This window comes from Sphingomonas sp. LaA6.9 (genome assembly GCF_022601895.1).
In the GTDB taxonomy this organism is placed as follows: Bacteria; Pseudomonadota; Alphaproteobacteria; order Sphingomonadales; family Sphingomonadaceae; genus Sphingobium_A.
The window spans coordinates 42,849-59,137 of record NZ_JAKVIO010000003.1 but is presented as its reverse complement, the minus strand read 5'-3'; the positions used below and the strand labels follow the sequence as shown (position 1 = coordinate 59,137).

The window sequence follows — 16,289 nt, the reverse complement described above, 5'->3', positions numbered from 1 at the left end:
TATAGGCGTGGCAAGGGCTGCCGGCATCTCCCGGCATTACGGACTCGATTGGCTGCGGATCGGCGCCTTCCTGCTGCTCATCCTGTATCATATCGGCCTGTATTTCTCGCCGTGGAACTGGCTGGTGAAAAGCGCGGAGCCGGTGGGCTGGGTGTCATATCCGATGCTGTTCGTGACACCGTGGCGGCTCACATTGCTCTTCGTCGTGTCGGGCTATGCCTCGCACGCCATGCTCGACAAGCTTGTCAGCCCCGGAGCCTTCGCGCGGATGCGCAGCCTCCGTCTGCTGGTGCCGCTCGCTTTTGCCATGGCGGTCATCATCCCGCCGCAGAGCTGGATAAGGCTGAAGGTTCTGGGGCTCCATGACGGCCCTTTTCTGCATTTCTGGCTGAGCGATTATTTCCGCTTCGGCACGCTGCACGGCATCGCGCTTCCGGAATGGGAGCATCTCTGGTTCGTGGCCTATCTCTGGGCCTATACCATGCTGCTGACGGGCGCGGTCGCATGGCTGCCCGCGCAGTTGGTCGCTGAGATCGCACGTCGGTTCGAGACGCTGGCGCAGGGGTGGCGCCTGCTCTGGATACCGCTGGCCTTCTTCATCTGCGTCCGCGTCGCGATGACCTTCACCGTCAGCGAGGCGCACGGCCTGTTCGACGACTGGACCGGCGATGCCATGTATATCCCTGCCTTTCTTTTCGGTTTCGGGTTCGCACGAACTCCCGCGCTGTGGCCCGCAATTGCCCGGCTTTGGAAGCCTTCGCTGGTGCTTGCCTTCGCCGCCTATGCGGTGCTCGCATGGGTCGAGGCGCTTTACCCCGGCAAGGCCATTCCGCCACACGACATGATGGCGCTCGATCGCGCCGCCATGATGGCGATGATGTGGTCGATGACGCTCGTGCTGCTCCACGCCGCCAACACATGGCTCAACCGCGATGCACGATGGCGCGCGCCCCTGAGCGAAGCGGTCTTTCCCGTCTACATCCTCCACCAGACGATGATCGTCGTGATCGGATGGTGGCTGCTGCCTTCGGGGCTGTCGAACACGACGCAGTTCATCCTCATGTTTGCGGGGACGGTTATTTCATGCGGCGTCTTTTACGCCATAGGCGCACAGATAGGCGTGGTGCGCCCGCTGATCGGCCTGAACGCCAGGTCCCGGATTCGCCCGGCCATCATTGCATCCGCAACCTAGGCGGTTCGGTAACCAGGACGGCTGGCTCCGTAATCGCAAGCCGGATAGACATGGTGGGATGACGGATCGGCACTACGGGGTGGACTGGCTGCGCATCGGCGCCTTCGGCCTGCTCATCTTATACCATATCGGCATGTTTTTCGTGCCCTGGGACTGGCATGTGAAGACCGCGCACCCCATCGACGGGGCGACGCTGCCGATGATGGCGGTCAATCCCTGGCGGCTCGCGCTGCTCTTCGCGGTCTCGGGCTATGCGAGCTGCAAGCTGATGACCAAGCTGAGTGGCCCGGGCGGCTTCGCCGCATCGCGCACCGCGCGTTTGCTGGTTCCGCTCATTTTCGGCGTCACGGTTATCGTACCGCCCCAGGCGTGGGTGGAGCTGATGTTCAAGCATGGCTATGCGCATGGCTTCACATATTTCTGGATGCAGGACTATTTCCGCCTCGGCGCGCTCCACGGCATCATTCTGCCGACCTGGAATCATCTCTGGTTCGTCGTCTATCTCTGGGCCTATTCGATGCTGCTCGCGCTCATCCTGCTGGCACCTGCGCGCGTCCGTAACGCCGCCGTGCACGGCGCGGAATCGCTGCTGTCGGGCAGACGTATCCTGATCGTCCCCCTGCTGCTACTTGCGCTGCGCGCATTCGTGCTGTTTCCCGGTGCAGACGAGACGCACGCGCTGGTGGACGACTGGGGGGCGCACGCCGCCTATTTCCCGATCTTCCTGTTCGGTTATCTCCTCGCGCAGAGCGACACGCTCTGGCGCGCGATCCGCAGCCATTGGAAGGCGGCCGGGCTCCTCGCGATCCTCAGCTACGCCGTGGTCGTTACGATCCTGTTCGACGGGCCCGCTGGCAGTTCGCGTCCCGAGATGCTCGACATGGCGATCGAGGTCGCCCGGATCGTCCAGGCCTGGTGCACCATCATCGCCCTGATCGGGCTGGCCGACCGTTTCCTCAATCGCGACCACCCCGCGCGCCCGATGCTGACCGAAGCCGTGTTTCCCTTCTACATCATCCACCAGACGATCATCGTGCTTGTCGGCTGGTGGATGATCCCCGCGCACCTTGCGCCATCGATACAGTTCGCACTGCTGGTCGTCGCGACGGTCGCGGGATGCTGGATCTTCTACCGGATCGGGCGCGCAATCCCCGGTTTCCGGCTGCTGATCGGCCTCAAAGGGTTCCGGCCACCACCCCGATCTCGCTCATTCGTCGATCGCGCGCCGGAAGGTCTCCGGTAGAAGTAGCAGGCCGATTGCCACCGTGAGCGCGGCGATGACGACGGGATACCACAGCCCGTAATAGATATCCCCTGTCGCGGCGACCATCGCAAAGGCCGTGGTGGGCAGGAAACCACCAAACCAGCCATTGCCGATATGATAGGGCAGCGACATCGACGTATAGCGGATCCGCGTCGGGAACAGCTCCACGAGCAGCGCCGCGATCGGGCCATAGACCATCGTCACATAGAGCACGAGGATGGTGAGGATCGCCACCACCAGCGGCTTGTTGATCGCATCCTTGTCGGCGCTGGCGGGATAGCCCGCGCGCGCAAGCGCGCCGTCCAGCTCCTGCCGGAATGCCCTGGGATCGCCGGCATAGGCGATCGACTCCTCGCCGATGACGACGCGCGCCTCGCTGCCCGGTGCCTCGCTGTTGGCATAGCTGACCCCGGCGCGCGCCAGCCACGATTTGGCGACGTCACAGCCCGAGCTTTCGAACCTGTTGCGCCCGATTGGGTCGAACTGGAATGAGCACGTGTCAGGATCGGCGATCACCATCGCTGGCGCCATTCGCTGCGCCGCATGGAGTGCCGGATTGGCGGCCTTTGCAAGTGCATCGAACAGCGGAAAATAGGTGAGTGCCGCGAGCGTGCACCCGATGAGGATGATCGGCTTGCGGCCCACGCGATCCGACAGCCAGCCGAAGAAGATGAAGGCAGGAGTACCGATCGCCAGCGCGATCGCGATCAGGATATTGGCGGTCGCGCCATCGACCTTGAGCGTCTTTTCCAGAAAGAAGAGCGCATAGAATTGCCCCGCATACCAGACCACCGCCTGTCCGGCCACTGCGCCGAACAGCGCGATCAGCACGATCCTGAGATTGCCCCAGCGCGCAAAGGCTTCTGTGAGCGGCGCCTTTGATTGCTTGCCTTCCTCCTTCATCGCGAGAAAAACCGGGCTCTCCTCGAGCTGGAGCCTGATCCACAGCGATACGCCCAGCAGCACCACCGAAATCAGGAAGGGAATGCGCCAGCCCCAGTCCGCAAAGGCGGCCTCTCCCAGCCATGTGCGCGTACCAATCACGACCAGCAGCGCCGCGAACAACCCCAGCGTCGCCGTGGTCTGGATGAAGCTGGTGAAGAGGCCGCGCCGGTTCGCGGGGGCATGTTCAGCGACATAGGTGGCCGCTCCGCCATATTCGCCGCCGAGCGCCAGCCCCTGGAGGAGCCGCAGCAGCACGAGCATGATCGGCGCTGCAACCCCGATCGCGGCGTAGCTGGGCAACAGCCCAACGACGAAGGTCGAAAGCCCCATGATCCCCATTGTGACCAGAAAGGTGTTCTTTCGGCCGACAAGATCGCCGATCCGCCCGAAGAAGAGCGCGCCGAAGGGCCTGACCGCGAAGCCCGCGGCAAAGGCGGCGAGCGCGAAGATGAAGCCCGTCGTCTCGTTGACACCCGAGAAGAACTGCGCCGAAATGATCGTCGCAAGCAGCCCGTACAGGTAAAAATCATACCATTCGAATACGGTGCCGAGCGACGAGGCGAGAATGACCAGCCTCTCGCTCTGCCCGCGCGGCTTGCTTGCTTCGACCTCGATCGCTCCCGTCATTCGCCACTCCCTTGCCCGGTCTTTACCGCCGTTGATTTCCGACATAGCCGGTAACATGCGCGTGGCGATAGCGTGTTGAGGGCGCCCCCTTTTCTGGCAGAACCTTTCCCGGGAAGCCGGAATCGTCTTGCCGGACCAGAAAGGCTCCCGACCAAATATCTTGAGCACTTCCCGACCGAAAAACCGGTTCCCACTTTTTCGGGAAGTGCTCTAAGAGCACGGCCAACACGAACGGGAGGTTCTCCCCATGCGTTTCCTGTTTTTTCTCGGAGCCGTTTTGATGTCATCCAGCGCCGCCCAAGCCGCCCCCAAATGGACGCTCGTCATCCATGGAGGCGCAGGCGTCATTGAGCGCGAGCGCCTGACGCATGAGCAGGACAAGGAAATCCGCAAGGCACTCGATCAGGCGCTCGAGGCGGGATCCAGGGTGCTTGGGCAAGGCGGTTCCTCGCTCGACGCGGTCGAGGCTGCCGTGAAGGTTCTCGAGGACGATCCGAATTTCAACGCGGGCCGCGGCGCAGTGTTCACCTATGAAGGCCGCAACGAACTCGACGCCGCGATCATGGACGGTCGCACGCGCGCTGCGGGCGCGGTGGCGCGCGCGACGCGTACCCGAAACCCGGTCAGCCTGGCGCGCGCAGTCATGGAAAAGAGCCCGCACGTCTTTTTGAGCGCCGAGGGCGCCGACCAGTTCTCGATCGAACAGGGGCTGCCGCAGGTCGACCCCAGCTGGTTCTCGACCCCCGAACGCAAGCGCCAGCTTGATGAGATGAAAGCAAAGAAGGTCGGCTGGTACGATGTCGACCTGAAATATGGCACGGTCGGTGCGGTCGCCGTCGACGGCAACGGCCATGTCGCCGCCGCGACCTCGACGGGTGGGCTTACCGGCAAGCGCTGGGGTCGTATCGGCGATTCGCCCGTGATCGGCGCGGGCACCTATGCCGATGACCGCGCCTGCGCGATCTCAGCAACCGGCGCGGGCGAGTATTTCATCCGCCTGGGCGTCGCGCACGAGATCTGCGCGCGCGTGCGGCTCAAGGGCGAAACGCCCAAACAGGCGGCCGATGCGGTGCTGGCCGAACTGGGCACGCTGGGCGGCACGGGCGGCGTGATCGTCACCGGCCCCGGCGGCAATGCCGACTGGTCGTTCAACACTCCGGGCATGTACCGCGCCAAGGCGACGAGCGACGGCGTGAAGAAGATCGCGATCTACGGCGACGAGGGCTGACATTGCGCAAAATCCTGCTGGCGGCCGTCGCCGCGCTGCTGCTTGCCCCCGCCCCTGCCCTTGCGTGGTGGGATTTTGGCCATGAGACCGTCGCCGCGATCGCATACAGACAGGTGAGCCCGAAGACGCGCGCGGCCATTGACGCGTTGCTGAAGCAGGGCCGGCTGCTCGAAACCCCAACTTGCCCCGTCGCGACGATCGAGCAGGCAAGCTATTGGGCGGATTGCATCAAGCCGCTCAAGGAGCGCTTCAACTACGCCTATTCATGGCACTACCAGAATGTCGACGTGTGCAAGCCCTTCGACCTGAAGGCGGCGTGCAAGGACGGCAACTGCGTCTCGGCGCAGATCGAGCGCAACGCCACGCTGCTGGCGGACAACAGCGTGCCGGTGCGTGAGCGTGTGATGGCGCTCGCCTTTCTCGTGCATTTCGTCGGCGACCTCCACATGCCGCTCCACGCTGGCGATCGCGGCGACCTTGGCGGCAATCGCGTCAAGGCGGGCTATGGCGACGCGGTTACCGAGCGGATGAATCTGCATCTGATCTGGGACGGCTATCTGGCCGAGCGCGCAATCACCACGCCGCCTTCGCTGGTTCGCGTCTACAATGCGGAGGAGCGAGCAGCGATGGGTGGAGGCTCGGTCGAGGACTGGAGCCGCGAAAATTGGCAGGTGGCGCGCGACAGCACCTATGCCAGCGCCTATGGGGGCGATCCCTGCGGCTCCGTGCCCGCCGGCCGCGTAACGCTGGACAATGCGACAATCGAAAAGCTGATCGCGCCGGTCAGGTTGCAGGTCGAGCGCGGCGGGATGAGACTCGCACGGTTGCTAGACGAGGCGCTCGGCTAGGCGACGGTGCGCGGTCGCGCCTGGCGATAGGTGCCGAGCACCCGCAGCCATTTGGTATGGAAACGCAGCTCCTCGAGCGCGCGATCGACCGCCGGCTCGCCGGGCGCGCCCTCGATATCGGCGTAAAATTCGGTCGCCGCGAAGCTCGCGCCGCGCTGGTAGCTTTCGAGCTTGGTCATGTTGACCCCGTTGGTCGCAAAGCCGCCCATCGCTTTGTAGAGCGCGGCGGGTACGTTCTTCACCTCGAAGATGAAGGTCGTCATCACGGGACCGTTGGGCGCGGGCGTCACACCCTCGCGCGCAAGCACCACGAAGCGCGTGGTGTTGTCGTCCGAATCCGCCAGCCCCTCGGCAAGTGTCTGCAGGCCATAGAGCGCAGCAGAACGCGGCGGCGCAATCGCGGCGACCCTGGGATCGCCCAGTTCGGCGACGAGCGCGGCAGCCCCCGCGGTGTCGGCATAGGCGACCGATGTAATCCCCCGCGCGCGCAGCCATTTGCGACACTGGCCGAGCGCCTGCGGATGGCTCGTCGCCTCGCGCACGCCCTCGATCGGTCCCGACGCCATCAGGCTGTAGTGGATCGGCAGAAAATGCTCGCCGGTGATCACCAGCCCCGATTCGGGCAGCAGGAAGTGGATGTCGGCAACGCGGCCGTGCAGCGAATTTTCGATCGGGATCATCGCGCAGCCCGCGCGCCGTTCGCGCACCGCGTCGATCGCGTCCTCAAACGAGAAGCAGGGCAAGGGCAACCCGTCGGGGAAGTGCTCTATCGCCGCAATGTGCGAATTGGCGCCCGGAGCCCCCTGAAACGCCACAGCGCGCGCGGGATCGGCCGCGGCGGCTTCGGCCATCTGTTCGACAAGGCGGCGGGCGGGGGCGGGATAATTTTCCATGGGCGCAGTGCGCTTAGGGACAATGACGCAGAACGGCAAGGCGCGGCTTGCGGTCTGCGCGATGCCCCGATAAAGGGTGCCGCGAATTAATGCCCGGGTGAGCAGAGGGATTTCGATGGACGACCGGTTCAACACGATTGCGGGATGGGTACTTGCGGCGGGCATCGTCGCGCTTGGCGGATCCATTGCAAGCGGCATGTATTTCAAGGGCCACGCGCCCGAGAAGCCGGGATATGAAGTCGCTGACGCCGATCCCGCGGCCGGCGGCGCCGCTGGCGCCGCTGCGGTCGATATCGCGACGCTGCTTCCCACCGCCGACGCGGCCAAGGGCGCGGAAGTCTTCAAGAAGTGCACCGCGTGCCACACGATCAACCAGGGCGGCGCCAACGGCATCGGCCCCAATCTCTGGGGCGCGCTCGGAAAGCCGCACGGCCATGTCGCGGGCTTTGCCTATTCCGACGCGCTCAAGGGCGTTGCGGGCAACTGGGATTTCGCTGGCATGGACAAGTGGCTGGCCAGCCCGCGCAAATATGCGCCCGGCACCAAGATGACCTTTGCCGGTCTCTCGAAGCCCGAAGACCGCGCGAACCTGATCGTGTACCTCAACAGCCAGGGCTCCAACCTGCCGCTTCCCGCCGCTGGCGCAGCGCCGGCCGCGGCCGACACCGCAGCAGCCCCCGCGGCGAACGCTGCCGCGCCGGCGGAAAATGCCGCGGCACCTGCCGCGCACTGATGCTGCGGGCGGGCGCCGGCGTCCGCACCGAGATACTGGCGGGTGATTCGCTCACCCGCCGCCTTCCGGAGATCGGCGCGCTCCGAATCGCGGTGTTCCGCGATTTCCCATATCTTTATGAGGGCGACCCCGCCTATGAGGCGGAATATCTGAAGCCCTATGTGGCAAGCACGGCTGCGCTCGTGATGGGCGCTTTTGATGGCGACCGACTCGTCGGCGTCACCACTGCCGCCCCCATGGAAGACCATGCCGAAGATTTTGCCGCGCCCTTTGCCGAGCGCGGCATCCCGCTGTCATCGGTCTATTATTTCGGCGAGTCGGTGCTGCTTCGCGAATATCGCGGCCAGGGACTCGGCCATGCGTTCTTCGAGGCCCGCGAGACGCGCGGCCGTGCACTTGGACGCCGGCACGCCGCCTTCTGCGCGGTCATCCGGCCCAAAGATCACCCTGCACGGCCCGGCGACTACACCCCGCTCGACGCCTTCTGGTCGAAGCGGGGCTATTCGAAGGTGGATGGCCTCATCGCGCGGTTCAACTGGCGCGACATCGGCGATTCGGCCGAAACCGAAAAGCCGATGCAATTCTGGATGAAGGCGCTTCAGATCGCCAGATCGGCGCAGTCGGGCACCGAATAGAAATCGCGCACGATCGCCCAGGCCTCCTCGGCGGTCTCGACGAAGTGGAAGAGGTCGAGATCGTGCGGCGAGATCACTCCCTCCTCGACCAGCGCCTCGAAATTGACGACGCGTTCCCAGAATTCGCGACCGAAGAGCAGCACGGGCATCGGCTTGATCTTGCCCGTCTGGATCAGCGTCAGCAGTTCGAACATTTCGTCGAAAGTGCCGAAGCCACCGGGGAAAACCGCGACGGCGCGCGCGCGCAGCAGGAAGTGCATCTTGCGGAGCGCGAAATAGTGGAACTGGAAGCTGAGCGACGGCGTCACATATTCGTTGGGCGCCTGTTCGTGTGGCAGCACGATGTTGAGCCCGACAGTATCCGCGCCGACATCGACCGCGCCGCGATTGGCCGCTTCCATGATAGAGGGGCCGCCGCCCGAACAGACGACGAAGTGGCGCTTGCCGTCCATGTCACGCGGGCACTCGCTCGCCAGACGGGCGAGATCGCGCGCGACGTCGTAATATCTGGACTTGGCGATCAGTCGCTGGGCGATGCGGCGGCTCTGCTCGTCGGTCGCGAGATCGAGCAGCGCCTGCGCCTTGGACGGCTCGGGAATCCGCGCCGAGCCGTAGAACACCATCATCGAACCGATCCGCGCTTCTTCGAGCAGCAGTTCGGGTTTCAGCAATTCGAGCTGGAAGCGCACGGGGCGCAGATCCTCGCGCAGCAGGAAATCGATGTCCTGAAAGGCGAGCCGATAGGCGGGATGCTCGGTCTGCGGGGTGGACACGCCGTGCTTGGCGGTCTCGGCGTCCTGTCTGGCTTTGGGAAAGACGCGGCTTGGTACGATCGGTTCTGTAGTCATTGCCGGGGCTTTAGCGGTTTATCGTGAAAGCCCCAAGTCCTTCATCGGCAATAGGGACCGCGCCCCATGTCGAAATGCAGATGGTCGTAATGCGCGCGGTTGTAATCGGGGCCGAGCACGGTCTGGAAGCGCTTGCACGCGGACTGGTGAAGCGCGCGCAGGAATGCCCTTTCGTCCGATGAACCGTTCCACCCGCTGGTGACGGTCACGCGCCGCCCGTCCGCGAGAAGGAAGGCAGCAACGTCGACCGCATTGGCGAAGGCGTGCTCCGAAAGCCGGCCGCTCGAATATGCGTTGCCGTTGACGTTGCGGCAGGCATAGCTGCCCATCGTCTCGATCTTCACCAGTTCGCTGCCGAGGAATTTCCGCGCCGCGGGCATCGCGGCATAATAGGCCCATTGCGCGAAGGTTCGCGCGAGCGGGCACTGCATCGCGCCGAGATTGGCGACGGGCACCCCGACATCAAGCAGCTTGACCGAAGCGATCGCCGAACAGCCGCCATCGAAGCTGCGGTCGGGCAAGGGATCATAGCGGACGTCCGCCGCGCGCAGATCGGCCATGCACTGTCGCAGTTCGCGCTCGCTGATGCGTGGACGCTCGGCGACGGGTTTCTTCTCGGGGATTCGCGCGCGCTCGCCTCCTCCGCAGCCGGCAAGCATCACCGACGCGATCAACGGAGCCCAAAGGACGCGAAACCCCCGACGCACGAACATGCGCCTTTCTCCCCGAAATCAGCGAAAAATGGAACCCCGGAACGATGCGGCACGGACGTTTTCTTGCGCTGCTCGCCGACAATCAGGTTGACAGGGGCGCGCGCGTCTCTAGGAGCGGCGGCGGGCCACGCGGTCCCAACGCCGCGCGTGCTCTCTGCAAGGAGAGACTGAAATGACTGATGCGTTACCCCGCCCGGGCACAAAGCCTGCGCGTCCTCACTTTTCCTCCGGCCCCTGCGCAAAGCCGCCGGGCTGGGCTCCCGAAAGACTCGCCACCGGATCGCTTGGCCGTTCGCACCGCTCCAAGCTGGGCAAGGCGCGCCTCGAACACGCGATCAACCTGACGCGCGAGATCCTCGGCGTTCCCGACACGCACCGTATCGGCATCGTTCCCGCATCGGACACCGGTGCGGTCGAGATGGTGCTGTGGTCGATGCTCGGCGCGCGGCCCGCAACGATGGTTGCCTGGGAAAGTTTCGGTGAGGGTTGGGTCACCGATGTCGTCAAGCAGCTCAAACTCGACGCCAAGGTGGTCAAGGCGCCCTATGGCGAACTTCCCGATCTCACCGCGCTCGATCAGGACAGTGACATCGTCTTCACCTGGAACGGCACGACCTCGGGCGTGCGCGTGCCCGATGGCGACTGGATCAGGGACGACCGCAAGGGCCTGACGATCGCCGATTCGACCTCGGCAGTGTTCGCGATGGACATGCCATGGGACAAGCTCGATGTCGTCACCTTCTCCTGGCAAAAGGTGATGGGCGGCGAAGGCGCGCACGGCGTGCTGATCCTCGGCCCCCGCGCGGTCGAGCGGCTTGAAAGCTACACGCCCGCATGGCCGCTCCCCAAGATCTTCCGCATGACCAAGGGCGGCAAGCTGATCGAGGGCATCTTCAAGGGCGAGACGATCAACACCCCCTCGATGCTCGCGGTCGAGGATTATATCTTCGCGCTCGAATGGGCGAAGGAGATTGGCGGACTCGACGCATTGAAGGCGCGCTCGCAGGCCAATGCCAAAGCACTCGACGCGATCGTCGATCGCTATGACTGGCTCGATCACCTCGCGACCGATCCCGCCGTTCGCTCGAACACCTCGGTCTGCCTCAAGTTCGCCGACCAGGCCGTTGAGGGTCTTGATGACGACGCCAGGCTGGCGCTCGTCAAGAAGATCGCCTCGCTGCTCGAGGCCGAGCACGCGGCGTATGACATTGCGGGCTATCGCGATGCACCTCCGGGGCTTCGCATCTGGTGCGGCGCGACCGTCGACACGAAGGATATCGAGGCGCTCGGTCCCTGGCTCGACTGGGCCTGGCAGCAAGTACGCGCCGCCTGAATTTCCGCGTGTACCCCGGCGAAGGCCGGGGTCCAGACCCTTCATGAATGACTCTGGGCCCCGGCCTTCGCCGGGGCACTCCGCATCAAGGAAACACCAATGCCCAAAGTTCTCATTTCGGACAAAATGGATCCCAAGGCCGCCGAGATCTTCCGTGCGCGCGGGGTCGAGGTCGACGAAATTACCGGCAAGACCAAGGAAGAGCTGATCGCGATCATCGACCAGTATGATGGTCTCGCAATCCGTTCGGCGACCAAGGTCACAAGGGAAATTCTCGACGCCGCGACCAACCTGAAGGTCGTCGGCCGCGCCGGCATTGGCGTCGACAATGTCGATATCCCCGCGGCCTCGGCCAAGGGCGTCGTCGTCATGAACACCCCCTTCGGCAACTCGATCACCACTGCCGAGCACGCGATCGCGCTGATGTTCGCGCTGGCGCGCCAGCTTCCCGAGGCCGACGCCTCGACGCAGGCGGGCAAGTGGGAAAAGAACCGCTTCATGGGCGTCGAGCTGACCAACAAGACGCTCGGCCTCATCGGCGCGGGCAATATCGGCTCGATCGTCGCCGATCGCGCGCTCGGACTGAAGATGAAGGTCGTCGCCTATGATCCCTTCCTGACCCCCGAACGCGCGGTCGAAATGGGCATCGAGAAGGTCGCGCTCGACGATCTGCTCGCGCGTGCCGATTTCATCACGCTGCACACGCCGCTGACCGACCAGACGCGCAACATCCTCTCGGCCGAGAACCTTGCAAAGACGAAGCAGGGCGTGCGGATCATCAACTGCGCACGCGGCGGGCTGATTGATGAAGCGGCGCTCAAGGCGGCGCTCGATTCGGGGCATGTCGCGGGCGCGGCGCTCGACGTGTTCGTCGAAGAGCCCGCCAATGCGAGCCCGCTCTTCGGCACCCCCAACTTCATCTCGACCCCGCACCTCGGCGCGTCGACATCCGAAGCGCAGGTCAATGTGGCGATTCAGGTCGCCGAGCAGATGGCGGACTATCTGGTCTCGGGTGGGATCACCAACGCGCTCAACGTACCCTCGCTGTCCGCTGAGGAAGCGCCCAAGCTGCGGCCCTATATGGCGCTCGCCGAAAAGCTCGGTGGTCTGGTGGGGCAACTCGAGGGCGATCATATCCGCGGCGTCTCGATCGAGACCGAGGGTGCGGCGGCCGAGCTCAACGCCAAGCCGATCATCGCTGCGGTGCTCGCGGGGCTGATGCGCGTCTATTCGGATACGGTGAACATGGTCAACGCGCCCTTCCTCGCGAAGGAACGCGGGCTCGATGTCCGCGAGGTGCGCCATGACCGCGAGGCGGATTACCACACGCTGCTGCGCGTCACGATCAAGCTCGAGGACGGCAGCGAGCGATCGGTCGCAGGAACCTTGTTCAGCAATTCCGAACCGCGCCTCGTCGAACTGTTCGGCATCAAGATCGAGGCCGATCTCGACGGCGAGATGCTCTATGTCGTCAATCAGGACGCACCGGGCTTCATCGGCCGTATCGGCTCGACGCTGGGCGAGGCCGGCGTCAACATCGCCACCTTCCATCTTGGCCGCCGTTCGCATGGCCCGGGCGGCGAGGCAGCGCTGCTGCTCTCGGTCGACGGCCCCGTGCCCGAGCCCGTCCTTTGGAACGTCTGCAATCTGCCCGGCGTCAACAAGGTCAAGGCGCTCAAGTTCTGATCCAAGCCATCACCCTCTCCCTTCGGGGAGAGGGCCTGATGCCAATCGGCATTTCAATCGAACGCAAGCTTGCTAAGGAGGCGTCATGATTCCGCCCGGCCTGCTTCCCGAAGGTTTCCGCGATCGGCTTCCTCCCGAAGCCGAGGCGATCGCGCGTCTTGTCCGCCGCGTGCTCGATACCGCCGCTGCGCATGGCTATGAGCGCGTCTCACCCCCGCTTGCCGAGTTCGAGGCAGGTCTCGTCGGGCGCCTGAAATCGACGCGCGCGCAGGATCTTCTGCGCTTCGTGGATCCCGTCTCGCAACGGACCATGGCGGTGCGCCCCGACATCACCGCGCAGGTTGGCCGAATCGCTGCGACGCGCATGGCGCACCATCCGCGCCCCGTCCGCCTCGCCTATGGCGGCTCGGTGCTCAAGCTCAAGGCAACGCAGCTCCGCCCCGAGCGCGAAATGATGCAGGTCGGCGCAGAACTCATCGGGCTCGACAGCGTCGCCGCCGCACGCGAGATCGTCTCGGTCGCGATCGAGGCTTTGGGCGCCGCGGGCGTCAGCGGCATTACGGTCGATTTTACGCTGCCCAATCTGGTCGAAACACTGGCGCAAGGCCCGCTCGCCGCCGATCCTGTGCGTGTGCCGGCGATCCGGGCACTGCTAGACGCCAAGGATGCCGGCGGGCTTTCCGCGGCTGGCGCGGAGGCGTTTCTTCCGCTGGTCGAGGCTGCCGGCCCGTTTGAAGCGGCGATCAGGCGATTGCGCGGATTCGCTGGCGGTGCGATTGCCTCGCGGCTCGACGCGCTCGAGGCGATCGCCGCACCGCTGGGCGCCGGGGTCGCGCTGACGCTGGATCCCACCGAGCGCCACGGCTTCGAATATCAGAGCTGGTTCGGCTTCTCGCTGTTTGCAGAAGGGGTGAGCGGCGAGATCGGACGCGGCGGCTCCTACACCATCGTCCATGAAGACGGTCGTGAGGAACCCGCAATCGGCTTTTCGATCTATTGCGACCCGCTGGTCGACGCCGGCCTGACTCCGCACCAGCGCAAGCGGCTGTTCGTCCCGATGGACACGGATCCCGCGATCGCAGCAAAGATGCGTGCAGAAGGCTGGGTGACCGTCGCGGCGCTCACGGCAGACGATACGCCCGCAGCCCAGATCTGCTCGCACATACTTAAAGACGGAGCGCCGGTTCCCGCCTGAAGGTGGACCGAATCGGCTTGGGCGACTAGGGGTCGCGCGTAACAATCCAGGAAGGCTGAAACCTTGGCTAACGTAGCAGTGATCGGCGCCCAGTGGGGCGATGAGGGCAAGGGCAAGATCGTCGACTGGCTCGCCGAACGCGCCGACATGGTCGTACGCTTTCAGGGCGGCCACAATGCGGGCCACACGCTCGTCATCGGCGACAATGTCTATAAGCTCTCGCTCCTCCCCTCGGGCATCGTGCGCGGCACGCCGAGCGTGATCGGCAATGGCGTGGTGCTCGATCCCTGGGCGCTCAAGGCCGAGGCCGAGAAGCTGACGGGCCAGGGCGTTTCGATCACGCCGGCGACATTGCACATCGCCGACAATTGCACGCTGATCCTGCCCTTCCACCGCGATCTCGACGCGCTGCGCGAGGATGCGTCGGGCGCGGGCAAGATCGGCACCACGCGCCGCGGCATTGGCCCGGCCTATGAGGACAAGGTCGGCCGCCGCGCGATCCGCGTGTGCGACCTTGCGCATCTGGGCGAACTGGGTCCGCAGATCGACCGTTTGACCGCGCATCACGATGCGCTGCGCGCGGGCTTTGGCGAGCCGCCGATCGACCGCGAACGCCTGCTCGCGGACCTGCGCGAGATCGCCGATTTCGTGCTCCAGTTCGCCAAGCCTGTCTGGCTGATGCTCAACGAGGCGCGCAAGGCGGGCAAGCGCATCCTGTTCGAGGGCGCACAAGGCGTGCTGCTCGACATCGATCACGGCACCTATCCCTTCGTCACCTCGTCCAACACCATCGCGGGCACCGCGGCGGGCGGCTCGGGCCTCGGCCCCGGAGCGGTCGGCTTCGTGCTCGGCATTGCAAAGGCCTATACGACGCGCGTCGGCTCCGGCCCCTTCCCCACCGAACTTGAGGACGAAACGGGAGAGCGGCTCGGCGAGCGCGGCCATGAATTCGGCACGGTCACAGGACGCAAGCGGCGCTGTGGCTGGTTCGATTCGGTGCTGGTGCGCCAGTCGGTCGCGGTTTCGGGCGTCACCGGCATCGCGCTCACCAAGCTCGACGTGCTCGACGGCTTCGAGACCGTAAAGATCTGCACAGGCTACAAGCTGCGCGGCGAGGTCATCCACCACTATCCCGCCAATGCCGCCGATCAGGCCGCGATCGAACCGATCTATGAAGAGATCGAGGGCTGGTCCGAATCGACCGCGGGGGCGCGCAGCTGGGCGCAGCTTCCAGCCCAGGCGATCAAATATATCCGCCGCGTCGAGGAACTTATCCAATGCCCTGTGGCGCTGGTCTCGACCAGTCCCGAGCGCGAGGACACCATCCTAGTCCGCGATCCGTTCGCCGACTGAGGCGGGATGAAGTGCCGTAAGCTTGCCTTACGGCACCCGTCGCGCCAGAATCGCGACATGACCTCGCGCGACGTCACACAATTACTGCCGCGCGCGCCGACGCACAGGATGGTGACGTCGTTTTCGGACTGGGCGCATATCCTCGCCTTTGGTGCGATCGGCTGGCCGTGGCTGTTGCGGAGTCTGTCGGGTGGTACCAAGGCGGAGAAGCGCGCACTGCTCGATCGTCTCGCACTGCCCCATGATGCGCTGCCCAATCTCGGAAGCTGGAAGGCGGATACCGCGCTGCTGCATTTGATCGTCGACAAGATCGAGGCACTGCGGCCGCAAATGGTCGTCGAGCTGGGCGCCGGCGCCACAAGTCTCGTCACCGCACGCGCGCTGCAACTGCACGGCGGCGGACGGCTCACCAGCTTCGATCAGCACGGCGATTTCGTCGCAGCGACGCGCGGTTGGCTCGCCGAGCATGGACTTTCCGCCGATCTGCGCGTGGCCGCGCTGATCCCGGCGCCGGGCGACTGGCCCGGCTACTGGTATGACATCGACGCGCTGCCCGAACGGATCGACATGCTTGTCATCGATGGTCCGCCCTGGACAATTCATCCCTTTGTCCGAGGCTCGGCCGAGTGCCTGTTCGATCGCATCCCGGTTGGCGGGTTGGTCATGCTCGATGATGGTGTGCGACCGGGCGAGCGCGTGATCGCGGCACGCTGGAAGCGGCGCTGGCCGAATTTCGGCTTTCACCTCGTCAGAAACGGCACCAAGGGAACGCTCGTCGCCGAACGAAGGAGCTGAA

General features: G+C 64.8%; 15 protein-coding genes. 11 read left to right on the top strand and 4 right to left on the bottom strand.

From position 1 onward, the window contains the following. Positions 1 to 7: 7 nt before the first annotated feature. Together MKI88_RS02510 and MKI88_RS02505 are read left to right on the top strand one after the other, a co-directional pair. Complete coding sequence (locus MKI88_RS02510; protein WP_241629273.1) at positions 8 to 1,192, top strand: acyltransferase family protein; 1,185 nt, start codon at positions 8 to 10, stop codon at positions 1,190 to 1,192. 58 nt (positions 1,193 to 1,250) lie between these two features. After that, positions 1,251 to 2,435 carry an acyltransferase family protein gene (locus MKI88_RS02505; RefSeq protein ID WP_241629271.1) on the top strand — a complete coding sequence of 395 codons (1,185 nt, stop codon included), beginning with the start codon at positions 1,251 to 1,253 and terminating at the stop codon, positions 2,433 to 2,435. Here MKI88_RS02505 and MKI88_RS02500 read toward each other — a convergent pair. Beyond that, the gene (locus tag MKI88_RS02500) at positions 2,400 to 4,028 is read right to left on the bottom strand and encodes an MFS transporter (RefSeq protein WP_241629268.1); all 1,629 of its coding nucleotides are present in this window, start codon (positions 4,026 to 4,028) and stop codon (positions 2,400 to 2,402) included. The two genes, MKI88_RS02505 and MKI88_RS02500, sit on opposite strands and share 36 nt — an antisense overlap. 280 nt (positions 4,029 to 4,308) lie before the next feature. On the opposite strand from MKI88_RS02500, the gene MKI88_RS02495 reads away from it, so the two are divergent. Together MKI88_RS02495 and MKI88_RS02490 are read left to right on the top strand one after the other, a co-directional pair. Continuing rightward, positions 4,309 to 5,256: an isoaspartyl peptidase/L-asparaginase family protein gene (locus MKI88_RS02495; protein WP_241629265.1), complete on the top strand. Its 948-nt coding sequence runs from the start codon at positions 4,309 to 4,311 to the stop codon at positions 5,254 to 5,256. 2 nt (positions 5,257 to 5,258) lie between these two features. After that, positions 5,259 to 6,104, top strand: a complete 846-nt coding sequence (locus MKI88_RS02490; RefSeq protein WP_241629263.1) for a S1/P1 nuclease — start codon at positions 5,259 to 5,261, stop codon at positions 6,102 to 6,104. Here MKI88_RS02490 and MKI88_RS02485 read toward each other — a convergent pair. Beyond that, on the bottom strand, positions 6,101 to 6,997 hold the full coding sequence (locus MKI88_RS02485; RefSeq protein ID WP_241629261.1) for a prephenate dehydratase: 897 nt from the start codon (positions 6,995 to 6,997) through the stop codon (positions 6,101 to 6,103). The genes MKI88_RS02490 and MKI88_RS02485 overlap by 4 nt on opposite strands. A gap of 115 nt (positions 6,998 to 7,112) precedes the next feature. Here MKI88_RS02485 and MKI88_RS02480 point away from each other — a divergent pair, with 115 nt between their 5' ends. Both MKI88_RS02480 and MKI88_RS02475 read left to right on the top strand, forming a co-directional pair. Beyond that, the gene (locus MKI88_RS02480) at positions 7,113 to 7,730 is read left to right on the top strand and encodes a cytochrome c family protein (RefSeq protein ID WP_241629259.1); all 618 of its coding nucleotides are present in this window, start codon (positions 7,113 to 7,115) and stop codon (positions 7,728 to 7,730) included. After that, positions 7,730 to 8,365: a GNAT family N-acetyltransferase gene (locus MKI88_RS02475; protein ID WP_241629257.1), complete on the top strand. Its 636-nt coding sequence runs from the start codon at positions 7,730 to 7,732 to the stop codon at positions 8,363 to 8,365. The genes MKI88_RS02480 and MKI88_RS02475 overlap by 1 nt, the downstream gene beginning before the upstream one ends. Here the strand turns inward: MKI88_RS02475 and MKI88_RS02470 are convergent. After that, complete coding sequence (locus tag MKI88_RS02470; protein ID WP_241629255.1) at positions 8,329 to 9,213, bottom strand: TIGR00730 family Rossman fold protein; 885 nt, start codon at positions 9,211 to 9,213, stop codon at positions 8,329 to 8,331. The two genes, MKI88_RS02475 and MKI88_RS02470, sit on opposite strands and share 37 nt — an antisense overlap. Positions 9,214 to 9,254: 41 nt before the next feature. Beyond that, positions 9,255 to 9,926: an extensin family protein gene (locus tag MKI88_RS02465; protein ID WP_241629252.1), complete on the bottom strand. Its 672-nt coding sequence runs from the start codon at positions 9,924 to 9,926 to the stop codon at positions 9,255 to 9,257. A 172-nt stretch (positions 9,927 to 10,098) separates the two neighbouring features. Between MKI88_RS02465 and MKI88_RS02460 the strand changes: the two genes are divergently transcribed. The 5 genes from MKI88_RS02460 to MKI88_RS02440 all read left to right on the top strand — a co-directional run bounded on the left by MKI88_RS02460 (position 10,099) and on the right by MKI88_RS02440 (position 16,288). Further along, complete coding sequence (locus tag MKI88_RS02460) at positions 10,099 to 11,259, top strand: phosphoserine transaminase (protein WP_241629250.1); 1,161 nt, start codon at positions 10,099 to 10,101, stop codon at positions 11,257 to 11,259. 99 nt (positions 11,260 to 11,358) lie between these two features. Next, on the top strand, positions 11,359 to 12,945 hold the full coding sequence (gene serA, locus MKI88_RS02455) for a phosphoglycerate dehydrogenase (RefSeq protein ID WP_241629248.1): 1,587 nt from the start codon (positions 11,359 to 11,361) through the stop codon (positions 12,943 to 12,945). Positions 12,946 to 13,030: 85 nt separating this feature from the next. Beyond that, positions 13,031 to 14,140, top strand: a complete 1,110-nt coding sequence (locus MKI88_RS02450) for an ATP phosphoribosyltransferase regulatory subunit (RefSeq protein ID WP_241629246.1) — start codon at positions 13,031 to 13,033, stop codon at positions 14,138 to 14,140. 63 nt (positions 14,141 to 14,203) lie between these two features. After that, the gene (locus MKI88_RS02445) at positions 14,204 to 15,493 is read left to right on the top strand and encodes an adenylosuccinate synthase (protein WP_241629243.1); all 1,290 of its coding nucleotides are present in this window, start codon (positions 14,204 to 14,206) and stop codon (positions 15,491 to 15,493) included. A 57-nt stretch (positions 15,494 to 15,550) separates the two neighbouring features. Next, positions 15,551 to 16,288 (top strand): class I SAM-dependent methyltransferase, encoded by a 738-nt coding sequence (locus MKI88_RS02440; protein ID WP_241629241.1) that lies wholly within the window; start codon positions 15,551 to 15,553, stop codon positions 16,286 to 16,288. The last annotated feature ends 1 nt before the right edge of the window (position 16,289 follow it).

Coding starts and splice junctions, on each gene's coding strand:
- MKI88_RS02505 (WP_241629271.1), top strand. CDS start 1,251: ATGACGGATCGGCACTACGGGGTGGACTGGCTGCGCATCGGCGCCTTC.
- MKI88_RS02500 (WP_241629268.1), bottom strand. CDS start 4,028: ATGACGGGAGCGATCGAGGTCGAAGCAAGCAAGCCGCGCGGGCAGAGC.
- MKI88_RS02495 (WP_241629265.1), top strand. CDS start 4,309: ATGTCATCCAGCGCCGCCCAAGCCGCCCCCAAATGGACGCTCGTCATC.
- MKI88_RS02485 (WP_241629261.1), bottom strand. CDS start 6,997: ATGGAAAATTATCCCGCCCCCGCCCGCCGCCTTGTCGAACAGATGGCC.
- MKI88_RS02480 (WP_241629259.1), top strand. CDS start 7,113: ATGGACGACCGGTTCAACACGATTGCGGGATGGGTACTTGCGGCGGGC.
- MKI88_RS02475 (WP_241629257.1), top strand. CDS start 7,730: ATGCTGCGGGCGGGCGCCGGCGTCCGCACCGAGATACTGGCGGGTGAT.
- MKI88_RS02470 (WP_241629255.1), bottom strand. CDS start 9,213: ATGACTACAGAACCGATCGTACCAAGCCGCGTCTTTCCCAAAGCCAGA.
- MKI88_RS02465 (WP_241629252.1), bottom strand. CDS start 9,926: ATGTTCGTGCGTCGGGGGTTTCGCGTCCTTTGGGCTCCGTTGATCGCG.
- MKI88_RS02460 (WP_241629250.1), top strand. CDS start 10,099: ATGACTGATGCGTTACCCCGCCCGGGCACAAAGCCTGCGCGTCCTCAC.
- serA (WP_241629248.1), top strand. CDS start 11,359: ATGCCCAAAGTTCTCATTTCGGACAAAATGGATCCCAAGGCCGCCGAG.
- MKI88_RS02450 (WP_241629246.1), top strand. CDS start 13,031: ATGATTCCGCCCGGCCTGCTTCCCGAAGGTTTCCGCGATCGGCTTCCT.
- MKI88_RS02440 (WP_241629241.1), top strand. CDS start 15,551: ATGACCTCGCGCGACGTCACACAATTACTGCCGCGCGCGCCGACGCAC.